This window comes from Streptomyces jumonjinensis (assembly GCF_009600885.1).
GTDB lineage: Bacteria > Actinomycetota > Actinomycetes > Streptomycetales > Streptomycetaceae > Streptomyces > Streptomyces jumonjinensis.
The window spans coordinates 189,344-214,616 of record NZ_VCLA01000192.1 but is presented as its reverse complement, the minus strand read 5'-3'; the positions used below and the strand labels follow the sequence as shown (position 1 = coordinate 214,616).

21 protein-coding genes, 2 tRNA genes and 1 pseudogene are annotated in these 25,273 nt (G+C 70.6%); 10 read left to right on the top strand and 14 right to left on the bottom strand.

The features are described from left to right. Both FF041_RS39585 and FF041_RS31645 read left to right on the top strand, forming a co-directional pair. Positions 1-1,032, top strand: a 1,032-nt coding sequence (locus FF041_RS39585; protein WP_228388757.1) for a ribonucleoside-diphosphate reductase subunit alpha, incomplete at its 5' end; no start/stop codon positions are given. Further along, positions 1,032-2,051 carry a ribonucleotide-diphosphate reductase subunit beta gene (locus FF041_RS31645; RefSeq protein WP_153481928.1) on the top strand — a complete coding sequence of 340 codons (1,020 nt, stop codon included), beginning with the start codon at positions 1,032-1,034 and terminating at the stop codon, positions 2,049-2,051. The genes FF041_RS39585 and FF041_RS31645, both read left to right, overlap by 1 nt. A gap of 93 nt (positions 2,052-2,144) precedes the next feature. Here FF041_RS31645 and def read toward each other — a convergent pair whose 3' ends face one another. The 8 genes and pseudogenes from def to FF041_RS31605 all read right to left on the bottom strand — a co-directional run bounded on the left by def (position 2,145) and on the right by FF041_RS31605 (position 10,233). Continuing rightward, positions 2,145-2,798: a peptide deformylase gene (gene def / locus FF041_RS31640; RefSeq protein WP_153526055.1), complete on the bottom strand. Its 654-nt coding sequence runs from the start codon at positions 2,796-2,798 to the stop codon at positions 2,145-2,147. A gap of 89 nt (positions 2,799-2,887) precedes the next feature. After that, positions 2,888-3,892, bottom strand: a complete 1,005-nt coding sequence (locus FF041_RS31635; RefSeq protein ID WP_323371275.1) for a tetratricopeptide repeat protein — start codon at positions 3,890-3,892, stop codon at positions 2,888-2,890. 479 nt (positions 3,893-4,371) lie between these two features. Continuing rightward, positions 4,372-5,586 (bottom strand): annotated as a pseudogene (locus FF041_RS31630) (HD-GYP domain-containing protein); the annotation flags it as partial. Positions 5,587-5,672: 86 nt separating this feature from the next. After that, positions 5,673-7,061, bottom strand: a complete 1,389-nt coding sequence (locus FF041_RS31625; protein WP_323393264.1) for an HD-GYP domain-containing protein — start codon at positions 7,059-7,061, stop codon at positions 5,673-5,675. A 358-nt stretch (positions 7,062-7,419) separates the two neighbouring features. Further along, a complete protein-coding gene (gene rsrA, locus FF041_RS31620; protein ID WP_153481931.1) occupies positions 7,420-7,737 on the bottom strand; it encodes a mycothiol system anti-sigma-R factor in 318 nt (105 codons plus the stop codon). Next, on the bottom strand, positions 7,734-8,447 hold the full coding sequence (locus tag FF041_RS31615; RefSeq protein WP_323371280.1) for a sigma-70 family RNA polymerase sigma factor: 714 nt from the start codon (positions 8,445-8,447) through the stop codon (positions 7,734-7,736). Before FF041_RS31615 ends, rsrA begins: the two co-directional genes overlap by 4 nt. 258 nt (positions 8,448-8,705) lie before the next feature. Continuing rightward, positions 8,706-9,347 carry an alpha/beta hydrolase family protein gene (locus FF041_RS31610; protein WP_323393262.1) on the bottom strand — a complete coding sequence of 214 codons (642 nt, stop codon included), beginning with the start codon at positions 9,345-9,347 and terminating at the stop codon, positions 8,706-8,708. Between the two features lie 70 nt (positions 9,348-9,417). Next, positions 9,418-10,233 carry an SOS response-associated peptidase gene (locus tag FF041_RS31605; RefSeq protein WP_153525923.1) on the bottom strand — a complete coding sequence of 272 codons (816 nt, stop codon included), beginning with the start codon at positions 10,231-10,233 and terminating at the stop codon, positions 9,418-9,420. A 49-nt stretch (positions 10,234-10,282) separates the two neighbouring features. Here FF041_RS31605 and FF041_RS31600 point away from each other — a divergent pair, with 49 nt between their 5' ends. The 4 genes from FF041_RS31600 to FF041_RS31585 all read left to right on the top strand — a co-directional run bounded on the left by FF041_RS31600 (position 10,283) and on the right by FF041_RS31585 (position 14,041). Beyond that, positions 10,283-11,047, top strand: a complete 765-nt coding sequence (locus FF041_RS31600) for a M50 family metallopeptidase (protein ID WP_153525922.1) — start codon at positions 10,283-10,285, stop codon at positions 11,045-11,047. Positions 11,048-11,199: 152 nt separating this feature from the next. Then, positions 11,200-12,561 (top strand): 3-phosphoshikimate 1-carboxyvinyltransferase, encoded by a 1,362-nt coding sequence (aroA, locus tag FF041_RS31595; RefSeq protein ID WP_153525921.1) that lies wholly within the window; start codon positions 11,200-11,202, stop codon positions 12,559-12,561. A gap of 12 nt (positions 12,562-12,573) precedes the next feature. Next, entirely contained in the window at positions 12,574-13,587 is a 1,014-nt protein-coding gene (rsgA, locus tag FF041_RS31590) for a ribosome small subunit-dependent GTPase A (RefSeq protein WP_153525920.1), read from the top strand. Between the two features lie 130 nt (positions 13,588-13,717). Then, positions 13,718-14,041: a DMT family transporter gene (locus tag FF041_RS31585; protein ID WP_153481964.1), complete on the top strand. Its 324-nt coding sequence runs from the start codon at positions 13,718-13,720 to the stop codon at positions 14,039-14,041. Here the strand turns inward: FF041_RS31585 and FF041_RS31580 are convergent. After that, positions 14,007-14,723, bottom strand: coding sequence for a TetR/AcrR family transcriptional regulator (locus FF041_RS31580; protein WP_153525919.1), 717 nt, complete (start codon positions 14,721-14,723; stop codon positions 14,007-14,009). The genes FF041_RS31585 and FF041_RS31580 overlap by 35 nt on opposite strands. Before the next feature lie 173 nt (positions 14,724-14,896). Between FF041_RS31580 and hisN the strand changes: the two genes are divergently transcribed. Then, positions 14,897-15,697, top strand: coding sequence for a histidinol-phosphatase (gene hisN / locus FF041_RS31575; RefSeq protein WP_153525918.1), 801 nt, complete (start codon positions 14,897-14,899; stop codon positions 15,695-15,697). 170 nt (positions 15,698-15,867) lie between these two features. Beyond that, positions 15,868-16,269, top strand: a complete 402-nt coding sequence (locus FF041_RS31570) for a CBS domain-containing protein (protein ID WP_153525917.1) — start codon at positions 15,868-15,870, stop codon at positions 16,267-16,269. Between the two features lie 187 nt (positions 16,270-16,456). Here FF041_RS31570 and FF041_RS31565 read toward each other — a convergent pair whose 3' ends face one another. Further along, a complete protein-coding gene (locus tag FF041_RS31565; protein ID WP_323393338.1) occupies positions 16,457-17,926 on the bottom strand; it encodes a catalase in 1,470 nt (489 codons plus the stop codon). A 116-nt stretch (positions 17,927-18,042) separates the two neighbouring features. Between FF041_RS31565 and FF041_RS31560 the strand changes: the two genes are divergently transcribed. Continuing rightward, complete coding sequence (locus tag FF041_RS31560) at positions 18,043-18,456, top strand: Fur family transcriptional regulator (protein WP_153481945.1); 414 nt, start codon at positions 18,043-18,045, stop codon at positions 18,454-18,456. A 145-nt stretch (positions 18,457-18,601) separates the two neighbouring features. On the opposite strand, the gene FF041_RS31555 is transcribed toward FF041_RS31560, so the two are convergent. From FF041_RS31555 to FF041_RS31540, 4 genes are all read right to left on the bottom strand, one after another. After that, positions 18,602-18,675: transfer RNA gene (locus FF041_RS31555), tRNA-Met, on the bottom strand. A 203-nt stretch (positions 18,676-18,878) separates the two neighbouring features. Further along, positions 18,879-21,182, bottom strand: coding sequence for a tetratricopeptide repeat protein (locus FF041_RS31550; RefSeq protein WP_153525916.1), 2,304 nt, complete (start codon positions 21,180-21,182; stop codon positions 18,879-18,881). A gap of 207 nt (positions 21,183-21,389) precedes the next feature. Continuing rightward, positions 21,390-21,463: transfer RNA gene (locus FF041_RS31545), tRNA-Met, on the bottom strand. A 112-nt stretch (positions 21,464-21,575) separates the two neighbouring features. Continuing rightward, a complete protein-coding gene (locus tag FF041_RS31540; RefSeq protein ID WP_153526053.1) occupies positions 21,576-24,530 on the bottom strand; it encodes a UPF0182 family membrane protein in 2,955 nt (984 codons plus the stop codon). A 155-nt stretch (positions 24,531-24,685) separates the two neighbouring features. Here FF041_RS31540 and FF041_RS31535 point away from each other — a divergent pair. Then, positions 24,686-25,273: PPA1309 family protein (locus tag FF041_RS31535; protein WP_153526052.1), on the top strand; the 588-nt coding region annotated here is incomplete at its 3' end.

The following is a 25,273-nucleotide window of genomic DNA, read 5'->3' as shown; positions in this document are numbered from 1 at the left end:
GCCGTCTGCAACCTCGGCTCCGTCAACCTCGCCGCCTTCGTCACCCAAGACGACATCGACTGGGAACGCCTCGACGCCACGGTCCGCACCGCCGTCACCTTCCTCGACCGCGTCGTCGACATCAACTTCTACCCCACCGAACAGGCCGGCCGCTCCAACAACAGGTGGCGCCCCGTCGGCCTGGGCGCCATGGGACTCCAGGACGTCTTCTTCCAGCTCAAACTCCCCTTCGACTCCCCCGCCGCCCGCACCCTCTCGACCCGCATCGCCGAGCGGATCATGCTCGCCGCCTACGAAGCCTCCGCCGACCTCGCCGAACGCCACGGACCCCTCCCCGCCTGGAACGAGACCCGCACCGCACACGGCGTCCTCCACCCCGACCACTACAACACCACACCCCACTGGCCCGACCGCTGGAACGCCCTGCGCGAGCGCATCGCCGCCACCGGCCTGCGCAACTCCCTCCTCCTGGCCATCGCCCCCACCGCCACCATCGCCTCCATCGCCGGCGTCTACGAATGCATCGAGCCCCAGGTCTCCAACCTCTTCAAGCGCGAGACCCTCTCCGGCGAGTTCCTCCAGGTCAACACCTACCTCGTCCAGGAACTCAAGAACCTCGGCGTCTGGGACGCCACCACCCGCGAAGCCCTCCGCGACGCCAACGGCTCCATCCAGAACTTCACCCAGGTCCCCGCCGACGTCCGCGAGCTCTACCGCACCGCCTGGGAGATCCCCCAGCGCGGCCTCATCGACATGGCCGCCGCCCGCACCCCCTACCTCGACCAGTCCCAGTCACTCAACCTCTTCCTCGAAACACCCACCATCGGCAAGCTCAGCTCCATGTACGCCTACGCATGGAAACAAGGCATCAAAACCACCTACTACCTCCGCTCCCGCCCCGCCACCCGCATCGCCCGCGCGGCATCCAACACCAACGCCGGCGCCACCGTCCCCGTACCGGCGCAGACCACCCCTGAAGACGCGGTCGCCTGCTCCCTCGAAAACCCCGAGTCCTGCGAGGCCTGCCAGTAATGTCCACTCCACGCACCAGCAAGAACCTGCTGGACCCCGGCTTCGAGCTGACGCTCCGCCCCATGCGCTACCCGGACTTCTACGAGCGCTACCGGGACGCGATCAAAAACACGTGGACGGTCGAAGAGGTCGATCTCCACTCCGACGTGACCGATCTCGCCAAGCTCACCCCGGGTGAGCAGCATCTGATCGGCCGGCTGGTCGCGTTCTTCGCGACCGGTGACTCCATCGTCGCCAACAATCTCGTGCTGACGCTGTACAAGCACATCAACTCCCCCGAGGCCCGGCTCTACCTCAGCCGTCAGCTCTTCGAGGAGGCCGTGCACGTCCAGTTCTATCTGACGCTGCTCGACACCTATCTCCCCGACCCGGAGGACCGTACGGCGGCCTTCGCGGCGGTCGAGAACATCCCCTCCATCCGCGAGAAGGCGCAGTTCTGCTTCAAGTGGATGGACTCGGTCGAGAAGATCGACCAGCTGGAGACCCAGGCCGACCGCCGGCGTTTCCTGCTGAATCTGATCTGCTTCGCCGCGTGCATCGAGGGACTCTTCTTCTACGGCGCCTTCGCGTACGTCTACTGGTTCCGCTCGCGGGGCCTGCTGCACGGGCTCGCCACCGGCACCAACTGGGTGTTCCGCGACGAGACCATGCATATGAACTTCGCCTTCGAGGTCGTGGACACCGTCCGCAAGGAGGAGCCGGAGCTGTTCGACGACGCCCTCCAGCAGCAGGTCACGGACATGCTCCAGGAGGCGGTGGAGGCCGAGCTCCAGTTCGGCAGCGATCTGTGCGGCGACGGTCTGCCGGGCATGAACACCGAGTCGATGCGCGAGTACCTCCAGTGCGTCGCCGACCAGCGGCTCACCCGCCTCGGCTTCGCCCCGGTGTACGGCTCGGAGAACCCCTTCTCGTTCATGGAGCTCCAGGGCGTCCAGGAGCTCACCAACTTCTTCGAGCGCCGTCCGTCCGCCTACCAGGTGGCGGTCGAGGGCTCGGTGGATCTGGGCGAGGACTTCTGAGCCGCTGACACGCCGCCCGGTCTGAGCCGGAGCTGCTACTACGCACGACAGGGCCCGCTCACCGAGGTGAGCGGGCCCTGTCGTGCGCGGATGTCAGCCGTTGGCGACGACGGGGTAGCGGGGCGTGCCCTCCGCCATCTGCCGCAGCGCGTCCTTGCGGTCACGCTTGGAGAGACGGTCGATGTACAGATAGCCGTAGACATGGTCCGTCTCATGCTGAAGGCAGCGGGCGAAGTAGCCGCTGCCCCGGACCTTGATCGGGTTGCCGTGCATGTCCTGGCCGCTCACCACCGCGTGGTCGGGGCGGGCGAGCGGGGCGTACGCGGTCGGTACGGAGAGACAGCCCTCGTTGGAGTCGTCCAGCACCCGCTGCTCGGGCGGCAGCTCCGCGAGGACCGGGTTGACGACATAGCCGACATGACGGTTGCCCTCGTCGTCCGGGCAGTCGTAGACGAAGACCTTGAGGTCCACCCCGATCTGGTTGGCGGCCAGGCCCACGCCCTCCGCCGTCCGCTGGCTGGCGAACATGTCGTCGATCAGCGACGCCAGCTTGTCGTCGAACTCGGTGACGTCCGCGCACTCCTTGTGGAGCACCGGGTTTCCGACGACCGTGATCGGGCGCGAGGTGCCGCGCTCGCGGTGGGCGAGCTCACGTGCCTCGCACTCCTCCGTGTCGACGAAGAATCCCTCGCCGTCCACGGCGGCACCCTCATTGACCTGCTGGTCCGTCTCCTGCTGCGACGCCATGTCAGCCGTACGCCTTCCTCGGTACTCGTGCATGCTCATGAGTGTCCGGTGGGTGGTCACTCGCTGTCCGTACAGCCTACGGCCAGGTCTCAGCAGACTTCTTCGAGATCCCGCCACTCACGGGTATCCGGGCTGTCCGCGACCCAGCCGTCCAGCAGTCCGCGCACCAGACCGGCGGGGGCGGCGATCCCGCACTCACGCTCCGGGGACCATGGCTCACCCGAGGTGCGATGACCGAGCGGGCCCGGGTGACCGGGCTCGCTGTGGTCATGGGGGTCGAGATGCTCGCCCTCGCCCTCGGCGCTGGGCATCCGGCTCTCCGAACAGGACCGGCAGAGCAGCCGGACCGACGACGACCAGTCCTCGGCGGCGAACCCGGCGTCGGAAGCCAGCCGCTCCAGCGCGTCCCGGTCGTCCTCGGTCGCGGCCTCCAGCAGCACCACCCAGGTGGGTACGGGCGAGGGCGCCCACAGCTCGATCTCGTCGAAGACGGGGTACGAGGGCCCCGCGGCCGTGGTCCGCTCGCCATTGGGCACACCGTCGTGGAGGACGACCTCGCCCCAGCGGCGGCCGGAGGACGGCAGCGGGATCGACAGCACCTCGATCCTGGCAGGATCGAGTCTGCGGCCCCACACCACCTCGGCCTCGCCCTCGGGCGAGAGCCGCACGACGGCGCTGCCGAGGTCCATGCCGAGGGGCTCGCCGCCCGGTCCCGCGCCGACGCCTCCGGTACGGGTGGGCACTCCGGGGACCTTGAGGCCGTACGCCTGCCAGGCGCGGCGGGCCAGCGGCCAGTCCTGGAGGGCGGTGGCCGCGATGCCGACATTCCACCAGTCGGGGGCGCCGGTCTCCTTGTCGAGCAGGGCCACGGCCCGCAGTCCGGCGGCGCGCGCCTGCTCCCAGTCGTGCCGGAACTTATGGAGCAGCGCGAGATTGAACCAGGACTCGGAGAGCCAGGGCTCAAGGTCGGCCGCCCGCGTCAGCAGCGCGCCCGCGTCTTCGTACCGGCCGTCGCCGATCAGCGTGAACGCGCGGTCGGTGGCCTGCCGCCACGAGGCGGAGGGCCGATGCCGTACCTTCCCGAAGATCCTCACGATTCCCGCCTGCCGGTCGCTCGGGCCTGTGCCCGGACGCTGTTGGTGTGCTTCCTGCCGCTGCTTCGTGTGTCCTGCTTGACGTTGGATGTCTCTCCTCTTTCGCATCCAACCATGCCCAGGTGAAGGCTGACTCATTACCCATGGGTTACCCAGGCGGCACCGGGACCAGACCCCATCGCTCACTCAGGGTGCGGAGCCACCGGGCCCTGCGGTTCCCCAGGGGGTGCGGCACCCGGGGAACCGGGCCGTACGGGGGTTTCGGGCGCTGTGCCGGGGAGGGTTCCGGGGCCGGTGCGCGACCGCTCGCCGGGCGGCGCGGCCCGGCCGGCGTCCGTGGCCGCCGGTTCCCGGCCGGGCTTCCCTGCCGGGGAGGGGGTCCCGGCCGGGAAGGGGGTCCCGGCCGGGAAGGGGGTCCCTGCCGGGAAGGGGGTCCCTGCCGGGTCCGGAGTCCCGGGCCCGGCCAGGGCCGGCGGGGACGGCTCCCCCGGGCCGCCCCGTCCGAGCACCCGCGCCAGGGACTCCACCACCTCCGGCTGGTAGTCCCGCCCGGCGTCCAGCCGCAGCCGCTCCAGCGCGCCGGGGGCCCCGCCCGCTCCCCCGCCGCCCCCGGCGAGATCGTCGTACGCGTTCACGGCGCGGACGATCCGCGCGGGCAGCGGCTGCTCGCGGTAGGGGTCGGCCTGCCGCTCCACCACCACGGCGACCTCGGCCGGCACGCCCGTCTGCCGGACCACGGCCCCGCCCAGCAGTGCGATACGGCGCTGCCGGGCCGCCGGGAGCAGCACGGTCGCGCCATGGGGCACGGGGTCCACCAGGGACAGCTGTCCGATGTCGTGCATCAGCGCCGCGTACTCCAGCACCGTGAGCTCTTTCCCGGTGAGCCCCATCTCGCGGCCGACCGCGCGGCTCAGCGCCGCCACCCTGCAGGCGTGCCCGGACGGGGTGTATCCGGCGATCTCGGTGGAGCGGGCGAGCGAGACGATGGTCTGCCGGTAGGTGGCCCTGACCCCCTCGTACCGCCGGAACGACAGCTGGGTGAGGAGCAGCGGCACACAGAAGACGGGCAGCGCCCACAGCCCGGCGACGGCGACGGCGAGCGCGATGACCGTCCCGGTGGCGCAGACGGCGGAGCCGATGCCGAGCAGCGCGCGCAGTTCGTCGCGGAGCAGCGGCCCGTACGGGAATCCGGTGCGGGTGCGGAGTATCAGCGCGGAGAGCAGGGCGTCGCAGAGCGCCGTCAGCACCAGCAGCACCACCAGGAAGAGCGCGTACGACGCGCCCCGCGCCCACTGGCCGAGCTCGCCCGAGTTGTAGAGCGGCTGGAAGCAGACGGCGGCGAAGGTGACGCTCAGTACCCGGCGTACGACATGGTCGAGTGCGTGGTACTGCCCGCGTGCCAGCTGCGGGACCGCTCCGGCGAGCGCGCAGACGACCACGACGGCGATCACCTGGAGCACTCCGTGGGTGGTCGGCTCGCCCTGGCACTCGCCGAGGAGGGCGTACGCGAGCGCTCCGGCCGCGCCGAGCGGCGCGGGCTCCCGTTCGCCGGGCGCGGCTCCCCAGCGGGCGATCTCGCCGATGGCGATGAGCGTGGCGAAGGCGAGCGCGTTCCCGGGTTCATGGAGGCCGTGCCAGAGGGTTCCGGCGAGGGCCGCGCAGGTGAGGGCGGTCGCGGCGGCGTAGACGAGCAGCGGCGCCGGTCCGCCGTATCCGTCTCCCGGCGGACCGGGGCGTCCGGGGCGTACTGGGCGTACGGGCTCCGCTTCCCGGCCTCGGATCACCCGGCACCGCCCGGTGTGCGGTCGGCGACGCGCACCGGCTGCGAGGGGATTCCGCGTACGTCTTTGGCGGGGGCTTCCCCGGTGGGGGCGGCGGTCGCCTCGTCGGCGGTGACCTCGCTCTCCCAGCCGTGCCGTTCCAACGCGCTGACCAGCGCCTCCACCATCGCGGGGTCGAACTGGGCGCCCGCGCACCGCTCCAGTTCCGCGAGCGCCACCGGGACCGGACGCGCCCGGGAGTAGGAGCGGGTCGAGGTCATGGCGTCGAAGGCGTCGGCCACCGCGACCACCCGGGCGAATTCGGGGATGCGGTCGCCGGCCAGTCCCGAGGGGTATCCGGTGCCGTCCATCCGTTCGTGGTGGTACAGGATCGCGGCCCGGGCGTCACCGAGGAAGCCGATGCCGCGCACGATCTCATGGCCGTACTCGGGGTGCAGCTGGATGACCCGCCGTTCCTCGGGCGTCAGCGGGCCGTCCTTGCGGAGCACCCGCGTCGGCACGCCGAGTTTGCCCACGTCATGGAGGATCCCGGCGAAGCGGATCACTTCGACGCGCCTCTCGTCCCAGCCCAGCTCGCGGGCGATCAGCACCGAGGCCCGGCCGACCCGCTCGCTGTGGCCCCGGGTGTAGCGGTCCTTGAGGTCGACGGCCTGGACCAGGGCGCGGATGGTGGCCTGGTGGGCGGTGCGTTCGCGGTGGTACTGGCCGAAGAGCCAGCAGGAGATGTACATGGGCAGCAGGACGAAGAGCGCGGAGACCGGCCCGTAGGGGCTGGTCCAGAGCACGGCCATCATCAGTCCGGCGAGCCCGTGGGTCAGATGCGGCACCAGGGAGCGCAGCAGCAGTCCACGCCAGGCGGTGTGCGGCGGCAGCCGTTCGGCGGTGGCGAGGATGCCGGCTTCGAGGAGGGTCAGTACGAGGCAGAAGGCGACGGCCCCGGCGGCGGCGGGGAGCAGGGCGTGCGGGAAGCCGGGGCCGCCGGGATCGCTCAGGGTGCGCTCGCCGCCGAGCAGGACATGGGTCCGGGAGGCGCTCCAGGTGGCGAGGGAGAGCTGTGCGGCACGCCAGATCCGCCGGACTCCGGCCGGGCGGCGCTCGACGCGTCCCACGAGCGCGCCGGGCACCGCGATCAGCGGGGTGGCGGCGCAGGGGAGCAGAAAGGCGGCGGTGAGCAGCACCGGGAAGAACGATCCGGCGCTGATGGGGAGGGCCTTGCCGAGGTAGCGGCAGTGGGCGGGCAGCTCGCACAGGGCGTAGAGCGCGGCGAGCAGGCAGACGGCGCTCCAGTCGACGGGGATGTCCTGCCGCGGCAGGGGCAGCGCGCATGCCGCCGCGCAGAGCACGGCGCAGAGTATGTAGGCGTGTGCCGTCGCCGGTACGGACCTCACCGCACTGCCCCCTTCCCATCTCGCGCGTCACGCTAGCGAGTTGGGGGCATGGGTGGCGGCGCGCGGGCGGGGGTTCGCACAGACGAGTGACGGAGGGTGCGTACGAAGAGGGCACGCCATGTGGTCATGGCGTGCCCTCTCCGTATGTCTGTGCCCCGTCCCCTTGCCTGTACGGGTGCGGGCCCTTGTCCGTACGGGTATCGGCCCTGTCCGTACGGATGCGGGTCCTTGCCTGTACGGGTGCGGGTCCTTGCCTGTACGGGTGCGGGTCCTTGCCTGTACGGGTGCGGTCCCTCGTCCCCGTACGGGTGCGGTTCCTCGTCCGTACGGGTACGGGTACGGGTCCTGCGGCGCGCGGTCAGTCCGCCCGGGGGGCTTCCACGTGGGCGACGACGGTGACGTCCTCGTCGGGGACGGTCTGCCCGGAGCGGATCAGATCGATCCGGCCCATGACCTTGGCGCGCAGATCGGTGGGCACGTCATCATGCCCGCAGCACCGCTTGACGAGCTTCTTCACGGCCTGCTCCAGCCCGTACTTCTCCAGGCAGGGGGAGCATTCCTCGAAGTGCGACTCGAATTTGGTGCAGTCGCTGTCCGGCATCTCTCGGTCGAGGAACTCATAGAGGTGGTCGAGCACCTCCGAGCAGTCCGTCTCATGCGGCTCTCCGCAGCTCATGAGCCCGATCCTTTCGCTTCGTTCGACTCCCCCGCGCCGGCGGGGACGAGCCCGCGCTCACGCGCGTAGTCCTCCAGCATTCCGCGCAGCTGACGGCGGCCCCGGTGCAGCCGGGACATGACCGTCCCGATGGGTGTACCCATGATGTCCGCGATCTCCTTGTACGCAAAGCCTTCCACGTCGGCGAGGTAGACCGCGATGCGGAACTCCTCGGGGATGGCCTGGAGCGCGGACTTCACATCGGAGTCCGGCAGATGGTCCAGAGCCTGCGACTCGGCGGAGCGGAGCCCGGTCGACATATGCGACTCGGCACGCGCCAGCTGCCAGTCCTCGATCTCCTCGGCGGCGCTGCGCTGGGGCTCACGCTGCTTCTTGCGGTACGAGTTGATGAACGTGTTGGTGAGGATCCGATAGAGCCAGGCCTTGAGGTTGGTGCCCTCACGGAACTGGTGGAAGGAGCCGTACGCCTTGGCGTAGGTCTCCTGCACGAGATCCTCCGCGTCGGCGGGGTTGCGCGTCATGCGGAGCGCGGCGGAGTACATCTGGTCGAGGAAGCCCAGGGCGTCCCGCTCGAAACGGGCGTTCCGCTCGGCGGTCGTCTCCTCGGCGGTCGTCTCGGCGGGGCGTGCCGCCGAGGCGGACTCGGCCGCCTGTCCCTGTGCCGCTTGGCCGTCGTCGGTCCCTGCGTCGGTCCCAGTGACCGGACCCACCTCCTCCAACGCTGTGACGAGCCCGAGTGCGGACTCGCTCGAATCGGAGAATAGTCGACCTTGGGGCGCGAGCTCTCGTCGATCCGCACCGGCCTGCGCCCGGACCGGCGCGTTCTTGGCCGCCGTGAGCACGGTCCACTCCAGGTCGGCGCGGTGCGCCCGGCGGGGGCAGATGGTCGGACCCATGCGAGGGACTCCCTACTCCATGCTCTGCTGGTGACGTGCTGTACACCCCGCACAACAGACCTGGGCGGCCGGTCATTCCCGCAGCGGCCGGAGCCATTTCCGTACCGCGTCTGTGATGGTCATCACGGTCTGCTCCTCGGTGATACCCGCGCGCTTGGGCACCGCGAAGCCGTGATCGGCGGCGGGAACTTCCACCAGGCCGTACGGCCCTTCGGGGAATTCCGCGGGTTTTCCGAAGGGGTCGTTGCCGCCCTGGACGACCAGCGTGGGCAGACCGGCGCCGAGCAGTTCGGCCGCGCGGGAGCTCTCGGGTCTGCCGGGGGGATGGAGGGGGAAGGCGAGCGCGAGCACGGCGACGGCGCCGAGCTCCCCGGCGGTTCGGCAGGCGACGCGGGCCCCGGCGCTGCGTCCGCCCGCGACCACGGGAAGTCCGGGTTCGGCGAGCGCGGGCCAGAGGCCGCGCCAGGCGGTGTCGAGGGTCTTGGGCGCGGGGGCGAGCCGTTTTCCGGCGACGCGCCAGGGCTGCTCCACCAGGGCGACGGTGACGCCGTCGGCGGGGAGCGTCCGGGCGATGGCGCACAGATCGCGGGTCCCGATCCCGCCTCCGGCGCCGTGTCCGAGGGCGAGCACGGCCCATGGCTCGTCGGCCGACCACCAGGTGATACGGGCGGTTCCGGCCTCGGTCTCGATCTCGGCTCTTCGGTTGTCGCGCACCGGCCCATCCTCCCCCGCGCGGAGGGCCGGCACGCCTTGTGACGGAGGCCGGCGGGGCGGCACGGGCCGGTCAGAACAGGGTGCCCTCCTCCGGCCCCGACAGCTCCGCCAGCAGCTCCGGCCCGTTGTTGCGGACGTTGCTGACCGCCGTGGTCACCGCGTACGCCCGCATCAGCCCCTCCGGCGGCGGCGCCAGCAGGCCCTTCAGCCGCTCCTTGTCCGTGGCCGACGGGTCCAGCCAGGCGTCCCACCGGTCCGGCGTCAGCATCAGCGGCATCCGGGGGTGGATCTCCGCCAGCGATCCCGGACCCTCCGCCGGGGCCACCCCGAGCGGCGCCCGCTCGGCCTCCGTGGTGAGCACCGTGCACGTCGCCCACCAGGCCAGGGGATGGTCGTCGGGCAGCGTCCGGTCCCGCCAGAACTCGTAGAGCCCCGCCATCGCGAACACCGATCCGTCCGCCGGGGTCACGAAGTACGGCTGCTTCCGGGGCCGTTTCCGCTTGCCCTGCTCCTCCAGCTCCCGTTCCTCCGGCGCGGTCACCCACTCGTAATAGCCGTCGGCGGGCAGGATGCACCGGCGGGAGGCGAACGGTCCGCGGAACGACGGCTTCTCGTGCACCGTCTCCGCCCGCGCGTTGATCATCCGCGCCGCGCCCTCGGGAGATTTCGCCCAGGAGGGCACCAGCCCCCACTTCAGCGCTCTGAGCTGGCGAACCGGGCGCGGGTCGGCCGCGTCTTTCAGAGGGCGTTCGAGAATCGCGTAGACCTCTTTGGTGGGGGCCACATTCCAATCGGGGGCCAAGGTCTCCTCGGGCTCCCACTTCTGGACATCGAAGATCCCCACCAGGTCCTCGGGCCGACGACTCGCCGCATACCGTCCACACATGGCTGCCACACTGCCACTCCCGCCCGCCGCACCAGGAGCCGCCCCAGAAATGGATAATCACCATTCCGCTTATCTTCTCGGCAGCGCCTCGCCCGGTCTTCTCGGCAGCGCCTCCCCCGGCGAGCTGTGGGACCGCCTCTTCGGCACCCAGCCCGCCCCCGAGCAGTGGCTGACCATAGCCACCTGCGCGCTGGCCCTGGCCGCCGTCCTCCCCCGGCCCCTGTGGCGGCTCTCCCGCAACGCCGTCACCATCGCCCACGAGGGCGGCCACGGCCTGATCGCGCTGCTCACCGGCCGCCGGCTGGAGGGCATCCGGCTGCACTCCGACACCAGCGGGCTGACCGTCAGCCGGGGCAGACCGACCGGGCTCGGCATGGTGCTGACCGCCGCCGCGGGCTACACCGCCCCGTCGCTGCTCGGCCTCGGCGGCGCCTGGCTGCTCGCCGCCGGCCACATCACCCTGCTGCTCTGGCTGGCGACCGCCCTGCTCCTCGCCATGCTGGTGATGATCCGCAACGCGTACGGGGCGCTGACCATGATCCTCACCGGAGCCGCCTTTCTGCTGATCTCCTGGCTGGCCGACCCCGGGGTCCAGGCGGGCTTCGCCTACGCCGCGGTCTGGTTCCTGCTGCTCGGCGGCGTACGGCCGGTCTTCGAGCTCCAGGCCAAGCGCCGGCACGGCGGAGCGCCCGACTCGGACGCCGACCAGCTCTCCCGGCTCACCCATGTACCGCCCGCGATGTGGCTCTTCCTCTTCCACGCGGTGTCGATCTGCTCACTCATCGGCGGCGGTCGCTGGCTGCTCGACCTGTAGCCGCGGCCCGTCGATCCACCGCCCCGGCCCGCCCTCCGGGCCGCTGACCGGCCGTCCCGCACCCCGCCCATCGGGCGAGACCTTGGTTACGTCCAGGTTTCGGCGCATTTGATCAAGATCAGAGGCTTGGCGGAGCCACTAAAGTAAGGGCCATGACCGAAGTCTCCGTGCACCCCGCCCTCTGGCCCGCCCCGCTCGCGACCGGAGCCGTCGAAGCGACGGTGACCGTGCCCGGTTCGAAGTCGGTCACCAACCGTGCCCTGGTGCTGGCCTCGCTCGCCGCCGAGCCGGGCTGGCTGCGCCGCCCGCTGCGCTCCCGCGACAGCCTGCTGATGGCCCAGGCGCTGCGCGCCCTCGGCGTCGGCATCGAGGAGACGGTCTCCTCCAGCTCCTCGTCCCCCGCCCCCGGGGCCGAGGGCGTCCCGGACGGAGAGGGCGAGGCATGGCGCGTCATCCCCGCCGGTCTGCACGGCCCCGCCACGGTCGACGTGGGCAACGCGGGCACCGTGATGCGCTTCCTGCCGCCGGTCGCCGCGCTCGCGGAGCGCCCGGTCCGCTTCGACGGCGACCCCCGTTCCTATGAGCGCCCGCTGAACGGCGTGATCGACGCCCTGCGCGTCCTCGGCGCGCGGATCGACGACGACGGCCGCGGCGCGCTCCCCATGACCGTGCACGGCAGCGGCGCACTGGACGGCGGCTCCGTCGAGATAGACGCCTCCTCGTCCTCCCAGTTCGTCTCGGCGCTGCTGCTCTCCGCCCCCCGCTTCAACCAGGGCGTCGAGGTCCGCCACATCGGCGGCCGGCTCCCCTCCATGCCGCATATCCGGATGACCGTGGACATGCTGCGCGCCGTCGGCGCACAGGTGGACGAGCCGGAGACCGGCGGCGAGCCCGATGTCTGGCGGGTCTCCCCCTCGGCCATACTCGGCCGGGACATCGTCATCGAGCCCGATCTGTCGAACGCCCAGCCGTTCCTCGCCGCCGCCCTGATCACCGGCGGCCGGGTCACCATCCCCGACTGGCCGCAGCGCACCACCCAGCCCGGCGACGCGCTGCGCCGGATCTTCACCGAGATGGGCGGCGCCTGCGAGCTGACCGAGACGGGGCTGACCTTCACCGGCACGGGCCGTATCCACGGCATCGACGTGGACCTCGGCGAGGTCGGCGAGCTGACCCCGGGCATCGCGGCCGTCGCGGCGCTCGCCGACTCCCCCTCCACCCTGCGCGGCGTCGCCCATCTGCGGCTCCATGAGACGGACCGGCTGGCCGCGCTCACCAAGGAGATCAACGGGCTCGGCGGCGATGTGACCGAGACCGAGGACGGTCTGCACATCCGCCCCCGTCCGCTGCACTCCGGTGTCTTCCACACCTACGACGACCACCGGATGGCCACCGCGGGCGCGGTCATCGGCCTCGCCGTCGCGGGCGTCGAGATCGAGAACGTGGCGACCACCGCCAAGACCCTGCCCGACTTCCCCCGGATGTGGACAACAATGCTCGGAGCGGAAAGCTGAACGGAATCTGAGATGCGGCGCTACGGCAAGAACCCCGACGAGGACGACGTTCGCGTACGCCCCAATCGCAAGGGCAACCGGCCCCGGACCAATATCCGCCCCAAACACGAGGACGCCTCGGAGGGCATGGTCCTCACCGTCGACCGGGGGCGGCTGACCTGTCTCGTCGAGGACCGTGTCGTCCATGCGATGAAGGCCCGCGAACTGGGCCGCAAGGCCGCCGTGGTCGGCGACCGGGTCTCGCTCGTCGGCGACCTCTCCGGCGCCAAGGACACCCTCGCCCGCATCGTGCGGATCTCGCAGCGCACCTCCGTGCTGCGCCGTACGGCCGACGACGACGACCCCTTCGAGCGGGTGGTCGTCGCCAACGCGGACCAGCTCGCCATCGTCACCGCCCTCGCCGACCCGGAGCCCCGCCCCCGGCTGATCGACCGCTGTCTGGTCGCGGCGTACGACGGCGGACTCGAACCCCTGCTGGTCCTGACGAAGTCCGACCTCGCCTCGCCGGACGGACTGCTGGAGATGTACGGGGCGCTCGGCGTCCCCTTTGTCGTCACCACCCGGGAGGAGTTCGTGGACGGGGCCGCCGCCGACCGGGTGCACGAGCATCTGTCGGGACGGACCACGGCCTTCGTCGGACACTCCGGCGTCGGTAAGACGACCCTGGTCAACGCGCTGGTGCCGGAGGACCGCCGCCGTTTGACCGGACATGTCAACGCGGTCACCGGGCGCGGCCGGCACACCACCACATCGGCGCTGGCCATTCCGCTCGCGGATGAGCAGGGCGGCTGGGTGATCGACACCCCGGGGTTGCGCTCCTTCGGCCTCAACCATGTGGACCCCTCGCGGGTGATCCTCGCCTTCCCCGACCTCGAACCGGGGACGGTGAACTGCCCCCGGGCGTGCAGCCACGACGAACCGGAGTGCGCGCTCGACGAGTGGGTGGCAGAGGGCCATGCCGACCCGGCCCGGCTGTACTCGCTGCGCCGGCTGCTCGCCACCCGCGAGCGGCGCGAGGGCGACTGACGGGGATCGGGGCGGAGTACGACGCGAAGGCGAGTGAATTAATCCCTTTTGCGGTCTTCTGATCCTCGGTAAGTGCATAATCGCAGCACGCCCGAGGATGCGGTCGCCGACTGACGGGGAGGCACTGGCCATGGCCTGGCTGCTGGTGGTGGTCGCCGGAATCCTGGAAACGGGATTCGCCGTCTGTCTGAAGCTGTCGCATGGATTCACCCGGCTCTGGCCCACCATCGCCTTCGCCGCCTTCGCCCTGAGCAGCTTCGGACTGCTGACCCTGGCGCTGAAGCGGCTGGACGTGGGTCCCGCCTACGCCGTGTGGACGGGGATCGGGGCCGCGGGGACCGCCATCTACGGGATGGTGTTCCTGGGCGATCTGGTCTCCGCTCTGAAGATCGTGTCGATCACGCTGGTGATCGTCGGCGTCATCGGTCTACAGCTGTCGGGCTCGGCCCACTGAGCACCGCCCCCGCGCCCGGCTCTTCCGGTTTCCCAGCCTCTGTCTCTACCGTTGTTTCCGGCGTCGACTCCGTTCCCGGGTCGCCGACCGCGGTACGGATCAGCGGCCCGACCCCGTCGCCCACCGGCGCGATCACGCAGGAGAGCGCCAGCCGCACCACCAGTTCGCAGCGGAACGCGAGATCCCCCGACGCCTCTCCCGCGCAACCGCCGCAGCTCGCCCTCTCCAGCGCGGCCAGCGACCGGTCCCGTACCAGCGCGACCACGTCGGACGGCGCCGGAAGCCCCGCGTCCGCGCGGCGCTGGGCTGGCGCACCGGCCGGCGGCGCACCCCGGCGTACGGGTTTGGGCGCGGGCAGCCGCTCGCCCCAGCAGCCGGTGAGCAACGCTCTCAGCAGGGGTCTGCTCCGCGCCTCGCCGACGGTCCACTCGGCGATGGCGACCAGCGGGTCGACCGGCCCGGTCCGCTCGCCCAGTAAGCGGTCCACCCCGTGGAGATAGCTGTCGGCCTCTCTGCGTACCAGCGCTCTGGCCAGTCCGTCCTTGCTGCCGAACTCGTTGTAGAGAGTCTGCCGTGAGAGGCCCGCGGCGGCGGCGACATCAACCATCCGCACCCCTGGCCAGGGAGATTCCGCGAGCGCCGCGAGTGCGGCGTCCAGCAGGGACTCACGGGCCGTAGGCATCGTCGCCTCCCAGACCGCGTTGACCTCGGGGCCCGATGCCCACCGGCCGCACGGCGTCCCGCTCAGATTTGACGCGCCTCCTTTCACTGTCAAGGGCCATGGCGGCGGCAGCGGCGTACTTGGCGAATTGACCTCCCCGCTCCCGGCGTCCGAGTCTCGATAGAGTGATCGCCATGCCCGACTACGACGACGATCTGCGTCTCGCCCATGTCCTCGCCGACGCCGCCGACGCCGCCACCATGGACCGCTTCCAGGCTCTGGACCTCAAGGTCGAGACCAAGCCGGACATGACTCCGGTGAGCGAGGCCGACAAGGCGGCCGAGGAGCTGATCCGGGAGCGGCTCCTGCGGGCACGCCCGCACGACGCGATCCTCGGCGAGGAGTACGGCGTCGAGGGCACGGGCCCGCGCCGCTGGGTCATCGACCCGATCGACGGAACCAAGAACTATGTGCGCGGTGTGCCGGTCTGGGCGACGCTGATCTCGCTGATGGAGGAGGGCGAGGACGGCTTCCAGCCCGTGGTCGGGGTGGTCTCGGCCCCGGCGCTGGGGCGGCGCTGGTGGGCCGCGCAGGGCGGCGGCGCGCACACCGGGCGTTCGCTCGGCTCCGCGACCAGGATTCAGGTGTCCCGGGTGAACAGCGTCCGGGACGCTTCTTTCGCCTACTCCTCGCTGACGGGGTGGGAGGAGCAGGGCCGGCTCGACGGTTTTCTCGACCTCACCCGCGCCTGCTGGCGCACCCGCGGATATGGCGACTTCTGGCCCTACATGATGGTCGCCGAGGGATCGATCGACATCTGCGCCGAGCCGGAGCTGTCCCTGTGGGACATGGCCGCGACCGCGATCGTCGTCCAGGAGGCGGGCGGCGTCTTCACCTCGCTGGACGGGGCCCCCGGCCCGCACGGCGGCAACGCCGCCGCGTCGAACGGCCTGCTCCATGACGAGCTGCTCGCCCATCTGGGCCGGCGCTCCTGAGCGCTTTCGCCGCGCTCCGCTCCGCCGGCGGGCTCCCATACGCCCCGGAACCCGGCATGCCGCCCCCCTTGCCGGGTCCCGCCCCGGCTGCGACTCTGGGAGTCCCCCCGCTTGTGAACTTGTGAATCGGTTCTCGAAAGGGCCGGCTCACCAAGGAGGTGGCTCCGCCCATGCTCGTCCGTGACGCCATGAGCACGGTGGTCCTCACCATCGGACCGGCACACACCCTCCGCCAGGCCGCCAGGCTGATGGCCGCCCGCCGGGTCGGCGCGGCCGTCGTCTTCGACGGCGACGCCGAGGGGGTGGGCATTCTGACCGAGCGCGACATCCTCACCTCGGTGGGTACGGGTGAGGACCCCGATCAGGAGATCGCGAGCGCCCACACCACCACCGACGTCGTGTTCGCGGCGCCGTCCTGGACCCTGGAGGAGGCCGCGGAGGCGATGTCCCGGGGCGGATTCCGGCATCTGATAGTGCTGGACGGGCAGGGGCCCGTGGGCATCGTCTCCGTCCGGGACATCATCCGCTGCTGGGCCCCGGCCCGCCGCGACGGGACGGCGCTGGTCGGCTGACCCGCTGCCGGGCCCGGGGTGCCGCAGAGCGATCCGAGGTCCGGGACCGATTCCGGTTTCGGACCCCGATTCCGGCTCCGGCTCCGGCTCCGGGTCCGGCTCCGGGTCCGGCTCCGGCTCCGGGCATACGAGAGGGCCGGACTCCCCTGGACAGGTATCCGGCCCTCCGATCTACGGCAAGCGCCCGTCAGCCACGCAGGGCCTGGACCGCGGCTTCCAGCCGCTTGCCGAAGTCTCCGTCCGCCTGACGGAAGTTGTTGACCGCGCGCTCGGCGATGCCGTCCCGCGAGACCTTCGCGATGAACCCGGCGAGGTTCTCGATCAGCCGGGACTTCTCGTCCTCCGACATCAGCCGGTAGAGATTGCCCGCCTGTACGAAGTCGCTGTCCTCGGCGTGCCCCGGAGCCTCATGGGTGCCGGTGGCGCCCGAGACGGCCGTCGCGGACCAGAGCGGCTTATCCGTCTGGAACGGGCCGCCGAAACTGTTGGGCTCGTAGTTCTTCGCGCCCTTGTGACGGCCGTCGTACAGGAAGCCGTCACGGCTGTTGGTGCGCGCCTCGGTGGCGTGCGGACGGTTCACCGGCAGATGGTCGGCGTTGATGCCGACGCGGTAGCGGTGAGCGTCGCCGTACGCGAAGAGACGGCCCTGGAGCATCTTGTCCGGCGACGGGCCGATGCCCGGAACGAAGTGCGCGGGCGAGAAGATGGACTGCTCGACCTCGGCGAAGACGTTCTCCGGGTTGCGGTTCAGCTCCAGCTTGCCGATCTCGATCGGCGGGTAGTCCTCGTGCGGCCACACCTTGGTGAGGTCGAACGGGTTGAAGCGGTAGTTCGCCGCCTCGGCCGCGGGCATGATCTGGACCTGCACGGTCCAGCTCGGGAAGTCACCGGCCTCGATGGCCTGGCGCAGATCGCGCTGGTGGCTGTCCGGGTCCTCACCGGCGAGCTTGTTGGCCTCTTCCTGGGTGAGGTTCTTGATGCCCTGGTCGGTCTTGAAGTGGTACTTCACCCAGAAGATCTCGCCCGCGGCGTTGTTCCACTGGTAGGTGTGCGAGCCGTAGCCGTTCATGTGACGCAGCGTGGCCGGGATGCCTCGGTCGCCGAAGAGCCAGGTCACCTGGTGGGTCGACTCGGGCGACAGGCCCCAGAAGTCCCATACGTTGTCGGCCTCCTGGGAGCCCGTGTACGGGTCGCGCTTCTGGGTGTGGATGAAGTCCGGGAACTTGATGGCGTCCTTGATGAAGAACACCGGGGTGTTGTTGCCGACGAGGTCGTAGTTGCCGTCCTCGGTGTAGAACTTCAGCGCGAAGCCCCGGGGGTCGCGCACCGCGTCGGCCGAACCGAGGTTGCCCGCCACGGTGGAGAAGCGCAGAAACGTCTCCGTCTGCTTGCCGACCTCGGAGAGGAAGGCCGCGCGCGTCCACCGGGAGACATCGCGGGTCAGCGTGAAGGTGCCGTAGGCACCCGCACCCCGGGCGTGGACGACCCGCTCCGGAATGCGCTCGCGGTTGAAGTGGGCGAGCTTCTCCAGAAGCGACTGATCCTGGATCAGAACCGGACCGCCGACGCCAGCGGTCTCGCTGTTCTGGTTGTCGGCGACCGGAGCCCCGGCCTCCGTGGTGAGCGGTCCCTGCGTCACGTACGCCTCCTGCGTGATCCTTGTCCTGGCCCTTGTGCCGATCCGATCCTACGATGGACTTTGTCTAAGTCAAGTGAACATCCAAAGTCACACCCGTTCGGGATCACGATCCCCCCGCTGCTAGGCTGGTCCTTATGAGTGACCTGTTGGAACGACTTCGCGGACGCGGCTGGCGTATGACCGCCCAGAGGCGTGTCGTGGCAGAGGTCCTCGACGGCGAGCACGTCCATCTGACGGCCGACGAGGTGCACGCGCGAGCGACCCTGAGACTGCCGGAGATCTCGCGTGCGACCGTGTACAACACGCTGGGTGAGCTGGTCTCGCTGGGCGAGGTGCTGGAGGTCGCGACCGACCGCCGCGCCAAGCGCTACGACCCGAACGCGCACCGCCCGCATCAGCATCTGGTCTGCGCCCAGTGCGGCGCCATCCGCGATGTGCACCCCTCGGGCAATCCGCTGGCGGATCTGCCGGACTCGGAGCGCTTCGGTTTCACGGTCTCGGATGTGGAAGTGACCTACCGGGGCATCTGCCCGGCCTGCGCCGGCTAGCCGCACCCCGTCCACCGGAAGGCGCGTCCCGCGCGCCGCATACCCATACCCATACGCGTACGGCCGCGGTGGTCGCGGCTGCTCGCATCCGAGCGGAGATACGACAGAGACCCGGATCCATCAGGATCCGGGTCTCTGTCTTCAGTAGCGGGGACAGGATTTGAACCTGCGACCTCTGGGTTATGAGCCCAGCGAGCTACCGAGCTGCTCCACCCCGCGTCGTTGAACCCAACCTTACGGGACCCGACCGACCAGTGCAAATCCCTGGGCGGGGCCTACGCAGGACCGGGCCGGAGCCCTCGGAGCCGCACGCCGTGCGCCCGTCATGGAGAGCCAGGACCTGCGGAAGGGCTACCGGTGGCCCGGGGCGGGCACGGCGATCGGCGCCGTCCAGGAGCGCTCGCTCACCAGCGCGGCCCCGCTCACGCCGTCAGCTCCTGATGCAGGGCCTCCCGCAGCCGGGCGGCCCGCTCGGACACCTCCGCCGGGCCCAGTTCCACCGCGCGGGCACACCACCGCTGCCCCTCGGTCAGCTCCCCCCGGCGCGCGGCGAGCAGCGCCAGCCGCAGCGCGGCCCGGCCGTGCCCGGCGCGGGCGGCCCGGGTCCACCACAGGGCCGCCTCGCGCTCATTGCCCTCGCGCGCCAGCAGCAGCCCGAGGTTGAACGCGCCGTTGCGGCTGCCCGCCTCCGCCGCCTCCCGGTACCAGCGGGCCGCGTCGGTCATATCGCCCCGGGACGCCGCGAGCATCCCCACCCGCACCTGCGCCCGGCGGTGCCCCTGTTCGGCGGCGCGCTCGTACCACTCCTCGCACTCGGTCTTCTCCGCCATCGGCTCGCCCAGCACCGGCGGGCCCGGCGGCGGCTGGCGCGCGTCCAGCAGGGTCGCGAGCCGGAAGGCCGCCTCCGCGCTGCCGCCGCCCGCGGCACAGCGCAGATGGCGCTCGGCGCTCTGGTCGTCGCCGTCCCGCAGCCGGGCCATGCCCACCTGGAGTGCGGCCTCCGTGTGACCGGCGTCCGCCGCCCGTTCGTACCAGGTCAGGGCCGTACGGTCGTCGTCCCGGCCGACGTGGAGGATGCCCAGATTGAAGGCGGCGTCCACGCTCCCGGCCTCGGCCGCCTTGGAGAACCAGGGCTCGGCCCCGGTCGCGTCACCGGCCTGGAGAAGCAGTACGGCGAGCGCGTTGGCGGCCTCACGGTGTCCGGCGTAGGCGGCGTGGCGATACCACTGCTCGGCCTGCTGGGTACGGTCCTGAGCGGCGCAGAGCAGCCCGAGGTTGTACGCGCCGTTCACATCTCCGGCGGTCATGGCGGCGCGGTACCAGCGCTCGGCGGTCTGGGGCTCCCCCCGGGCGGCGTGCAGCGCGCCCAGGGCGTTGGCGGCGTTTCCGTCGCCCTCCTGAGCGGCGCGCAGCCACCAGACGGCGGCGCTCTCCTCGTCGCCCGCGTCGCGCAGCAGAAAGCCGAGCGCGCAGGCGGCCCTGGTCTCACCGTCCTTGGCGGAGGTGAGATACCAGCGTCCGGCCTCCTTGAGCTCGCCGCGCTTCTCCAGGATGACTCCGAGGTGGAGGGCGGCCCTGCGGTGGCCCCGGGCGGCGGCCTGGCGGTACCACTGGGCGGCCTCGTCGAGGGTGGAGAGGCGGAGGTTGGTCACGCTGTCGACGAGGCCGGTGCCCGGGCCGCCGGACCGCGCGTCCGCACCCGCACCCGCGTGCCCGGTACCCGGGCCGGACGCTCCCGAACGCGCGGGCACCGGGCCTCCCGAACCCTTACCCGCGGCTCCCGGGCCTCCCTGGCCTCCTGGGCCTTCGGAGCCCTTGCGCGCGGCTCCCTGGCGCGTACCCGATGCCGGCGGACGTACCCCTGGCCCTCCCGGGCGTGAAGCCGCACCCGCGCGCCCTGTGCCCGCTGCTGTGCGCTCGCCGCCCTGGGGCACACCCGTACCGGTCTCCGTGGACGGATGAGCCGTTCCGCCGCGGCCGTGCGCCGGGCGGCCCGTCACCGCGTCCGCCGGGCCGCGCACCGCGATGGCGCGCGCCACCGGACCGGCCGCCCCGCTCTGGCGTGACTCGTCCGCCGCCCGCAGCTCAAGCGCGCGGGCGAGCCGGTAGGCGGCTTCGCGGTGGCCCTGCTCGGCCGCCGCGCGCAGCCAGCGTTCGGCGCCCACATCACCGCGGTGCTCCAGCAGATCGGCGAGGGCGTACGCCCCGAGGGCATGGCCCTGCTCGGCCGCCTGGCGCAGCCAGTACTCGGCGGCGGGCTCGTCGCCGCGCTCCCGGAAATGACGCCCCAGGGCATGCGCGGCGGCGGCCGAGCCGGCCACAGCGGCGACCCGCCACCAGCCGGCCGCCTCATCGGCGTATCCGCGCTGGTGGAGCAGGACGCCCAGATTGTTGGCGGCGGCGCGGTCGCCGTCCGCGGTCGCACCCCGCAGATAGGACTCCGCGCCGTCCAGATCGCCGCGGCGCAGCAGCAGTGCGCCGAGCATGCTCATCGACGCTCTGTCCCCGCCGTCGGCCGCACGGCGGTATCGCTCCTCGGTCCCGGCGGTCTCGACGGCGTCTATACCCGCGCCGACGATGTCCGATTCCGCGCCGGAGCCGTTGCCCACAGCGATCCCGGCGGTGCCGTCCGCGGCCGGGTCGATCGCATCCGCCGCGCTTCCGACATGCCGCTGCACAAACCGCCCTGTCTCCAACAGAGTTGCCCTGTCCCCCATATATTCCATCGTCGCACCACCCGCAACCGGCTCACACCCGGTATACCGCAACCAGGAAGGTCACTTCAGCGTTTTGTCGACATGCCCACAGAGAGATAAGCCAAACACTCATTTCTTCAACTCTCAGCGCCCCGCCGACAGTTCCCCGCCCCCCAGGGTCAGTACGCACAAAGAGGGCCCGGATCCTCAAAGGATCCGGGCCCTCTTCGATTTCAGTAGCGGGGACAGGATTTGAACCTGCGACCTCTGGGTTATGAGCCCAGCGAGCTACCGAGCTGCTCCACCCCGCGTCGTTGTGTTCACACACTATCACGACACGGGATGTCGCCTGCTCAGCGGCGCTACGGCAGCGGTCTCACCGCTCCCCGCACCAGCCGGATCACCTGGCTGGTGCGTGTCTCCCTAGGGCGATTTCTTCTCCGATGGCGACTCGGACGGGCTCTGCTTGCCCTCGGCAGCCGCGAGCCGCGCCAGCGCGTCGTCCAGATCCTCCTGGGCCCTGCCGTAGGCGCCCCAGTCCTTCGGGTCCTTCGCCAGCGCCGCGTCGGCGTCCTCATGGGCCTTCAGCACATCCGCGATGGCGGCCTTCAGGGCCGCGTCCCCCGTGGCCGGCTTCTGCGGCGGCTTGGTGGTCTCGCCCTCGTCGGACGGCGGTGGCGGCTCAGTGGTGGTGCCCTGCTGTTCGAAGACCGCGTCGAGCGCCTCCGGCAGAGTGTCCTTGAACACCGGTTTGCCACCGCCGTAGGCGACGGCCACCTTCTTCAGCAGCGGATAGTTCTGGCTGCCGCCGCGTGCGTAGACCGGCTCCACATAGAGGAACCCGCCGTCCAGGGGGATCGTCAGCAGATTTCCGTACTCGATGTCCGAGTCGGTGCCCCTCAGGTCACGTACGAAGGTCGCGACCTCGGGCACACCGTTGAGCTCGGACTGCACCTGGGACGGTCCCTGTACGGTCTCGGTGACTCTCAGCAGCCTTATCGAGCCGTAGTCATCGCTGTTGGCGTCGGCGTCGACCGCCATGAACGCACCCAGATTGGGGCGTCCGGCAGGGGTGAAGGTGGTCGTCAGCGAGAACTTCTGCTCACTCTCGCCGGGCATCTTCAGGCTCAGGTAGTACGGCGGAACCGCGCTGGTGTCCTTCTTGTTCGTCGGATCGTCCGGCACCTGCCAGGCGTCACTGCCGCTGTAGAACTGCTCGGGCTCGGTGACGTGGTACCGGGTGAGCAGCTCACGCTGCACCTTGAACATGTCCTGCGGGTAGCGCAGATGGGACTTGAGCTCGTCGGAGATCTCGCCCTTGGCCTTCACCGTGCCGGGGAATGCCTTCATCCAGGTCTTCAGCACCGGGTCCTCGGTGTCCCACTGGTAGAGCTTCACCGAGCCGTCATAGGCGTCGACGGTGGCCTTGACCGAGTTGCGGATGTAGTTGACCTGGTTCTGCTGGGCGACGACCGCGCGCTGGTTGGTGGTCAGCGAGTCGGCCGTGGTGTCCCCCAGCGTCGTACGCGAGGCGTAGGGGTAGCCATTGGTGGTGGTGTAGGCGTCCACGATCCACTGGATGCGGCCGTTGACCACCGCCGGATAGGCGTCGCCGTCGATGGTCAGCCAGGGCGCGACGGCCTCGACGCGCTCCTTGGGCGTGCGGTTGTAGAGAATCCGCGAGCCCTCGCCGACCGCCCCGGAGTACAGGATCTGCGGCTCGCCGAAGGACACCGCGTACGCGGCGCGGTTCAGCGTGTTGGAGAGGCTGACGCCGCTCTTGCCCTGGTAGCTGGTGTACTTCGTGGGCCCGGTGCTGGCCTCGTAGTCCAGCTCCTTCTGGGGACCGCCGACGATCGAGTACTGCTCGGTCTTCTCGCCGTAGTAGATCCGCTGCTCGTACTTCTTGTCCGTGGTGTCGTCACTGAGCTGGCCGGAGGTCGGCAGCCCGGACTCGGTGAAGTCCGGCGATCCCACCGTGCCGTCGGTCGGGTCGGTGATCACGCTGGTGCCCTTGGCCGCGATCGCGCCGTAGCCATGGGTGTAGGTGAAGTGATCGTTGATCCAGTTGCGCTTCGGGATACCCGTGATGTCCAGCTCACGCAGACCGATGACGGTGTCCTGCGGCTTGCCGTCGGGGCCCGTGTACCGGTCGACGTCCAGCGTGGCGGGGAACTGGTAGTACTTCCGCTCCTGCTGAAGCTGCTGGAACGCGGGCGAGACCACATTGGAGTCGACCACACGGTAGCTGGCCGCCGATTTGGCGTCCTCGCGCTGCTTGGCCTTCTGGCTGGGGTCGCCCTTGCCCGCGTAGTCCTCGGGTTTGGCGCTGTCGATGCCGTACGCCTTACGCGTGGCGTCGATGTTCTTCTGGATGTACGGGCTCTCCTTGGCCTGCTCGTTCGGCTGGACCTGGAACTTCTGCACGATGGCCGGATACAGGCCGCCGATGAGAATGGCCGACAGCACCATCAGCCCGAAGCCGATCACCGGCAGCTGCCAGGTACGGCGCCAGAGCGTGGCGAAGAAGAGCACGGCGCAGATGGCCGCGATGCAGAACAGGATCGTCTTCGCCGGAAGGTAGGCGTTGGCGTCCACATACCGCAGGCCGGTCCAGTTGCCGGTGGCCTTGAAGTCGCTGGACTTCACCGCGAGGCCGTACCGGTCGAGCCAGTACGCCACCGCCTTCAGCGAGACGAAGATCCCCAGCAGCACCGACAGATGCCCGGTGGCCGCGCCGGTCGCCCGCGCGCCGGGGCTGGTGATCCGCAGCCCGCCGTACAGGTAGTGGGTCAGCGCGGCGGCGATCAGCGACAGGATCACGGCGGCGAAGCCGAAGCCCAGCATGAACCGGTACCAGGGCAGATCGAACGCGTAGAACGACACGTCCATCTTGAACTGCGGGTCCTTCTGGCCGAAGGGCACGCCGTTGACCCACATCAGCCAGGTCCGCCACTGGCCGGTGGCGGAGGCTCCGGCGATCAGCCCGACCAGAGCGGTGATCGCGAGGAGCACCCACTTCTTGTACGGGGCGATGCCCATCCGGTAGCGGTCAAGGCTCTGCTGCTCCAGCGACATCGCGCTCAGCGGCGGACGCAGCCGGTGCGCGAGCCAGATGTTCACACCGACGGCTGTCGCCATCAGCAGACCGAAGAAGGCGAACAGCCCGATCTTGGTCCACAGGGTGGTGGTGAACACCGATGAGTAGTTGACGGAGCGGTACCAGAGCCAGTCGGTCCAGAACCCGGCGAACATGACGAACGCCATGGCGAGCACCGCCAGCACGCCCAGTGTCATCAGCAGGGTGCGGACGCGCCTGGACGGCCGGCCCACTCTGATCCGTGGCCCGGTCGGGGGGCCTCCGCCGCGGTCCGGCATCTGGAAAGCCAACGTGCGCACCTCGAAGTTCGCGGTCGTTTGAAAGTTCGCGGTCTGTCAAGTCGGGCCCCGCGATCCTAGAGCCCCACTGATGCAACTTACCGAGGCTTTACCTAGTTCCCGACTCGGGCCCGGAAGGAGGCAGGATATTGGTCATGTCCAACGTTTCCCCTTCCACCCCCTCATCCGGGGCCTCCGAACCGAACCCGTCCGGGTCGAGCCCGATCGCCGCGAGCCCGCTGACCCGGGCCGTACTGGAGATCGACGAGTACGCATCAGGCCTGGGCTGGGAGCAGCCCGCCAGGCTCTTCGCCCTGGTCGACACCGCGCGGCTGCGCTCCCAGGAACCGGAGCTGGCCGCTCAGCTCGGCCTCGACGGCGATGAGGCGGGCGCCCCGCTGACCCCGATCGAACAGGACGAGATCCCGGCCGGTACCCCACTGGACGAATTTCTCGCCACCATCGCCTGGCCGGACGCGGTCGCCGGCTGCGCCCTGACCGTGGAGCGCCAGATGCTGCCCGCCTCGGCGGAGGCCCAGGTGCCGGACGGCCTCGACGACGCGGCCCTGACGAAGTGGGTGTCCAAGCACCCGGACCGCCAGGAGGTCCGGATGACCGTGGCGGTGCTCCGCGACGGCGCCCGTGAGTCGGCGCTGCGGCTGCGGGAGAAGGACTCCCCGAAGGAGGTCCTGACAGGCTCGGATCTGGTGCCGGGGCTGGCGGAGGCGCTCTCGGCCACGTTC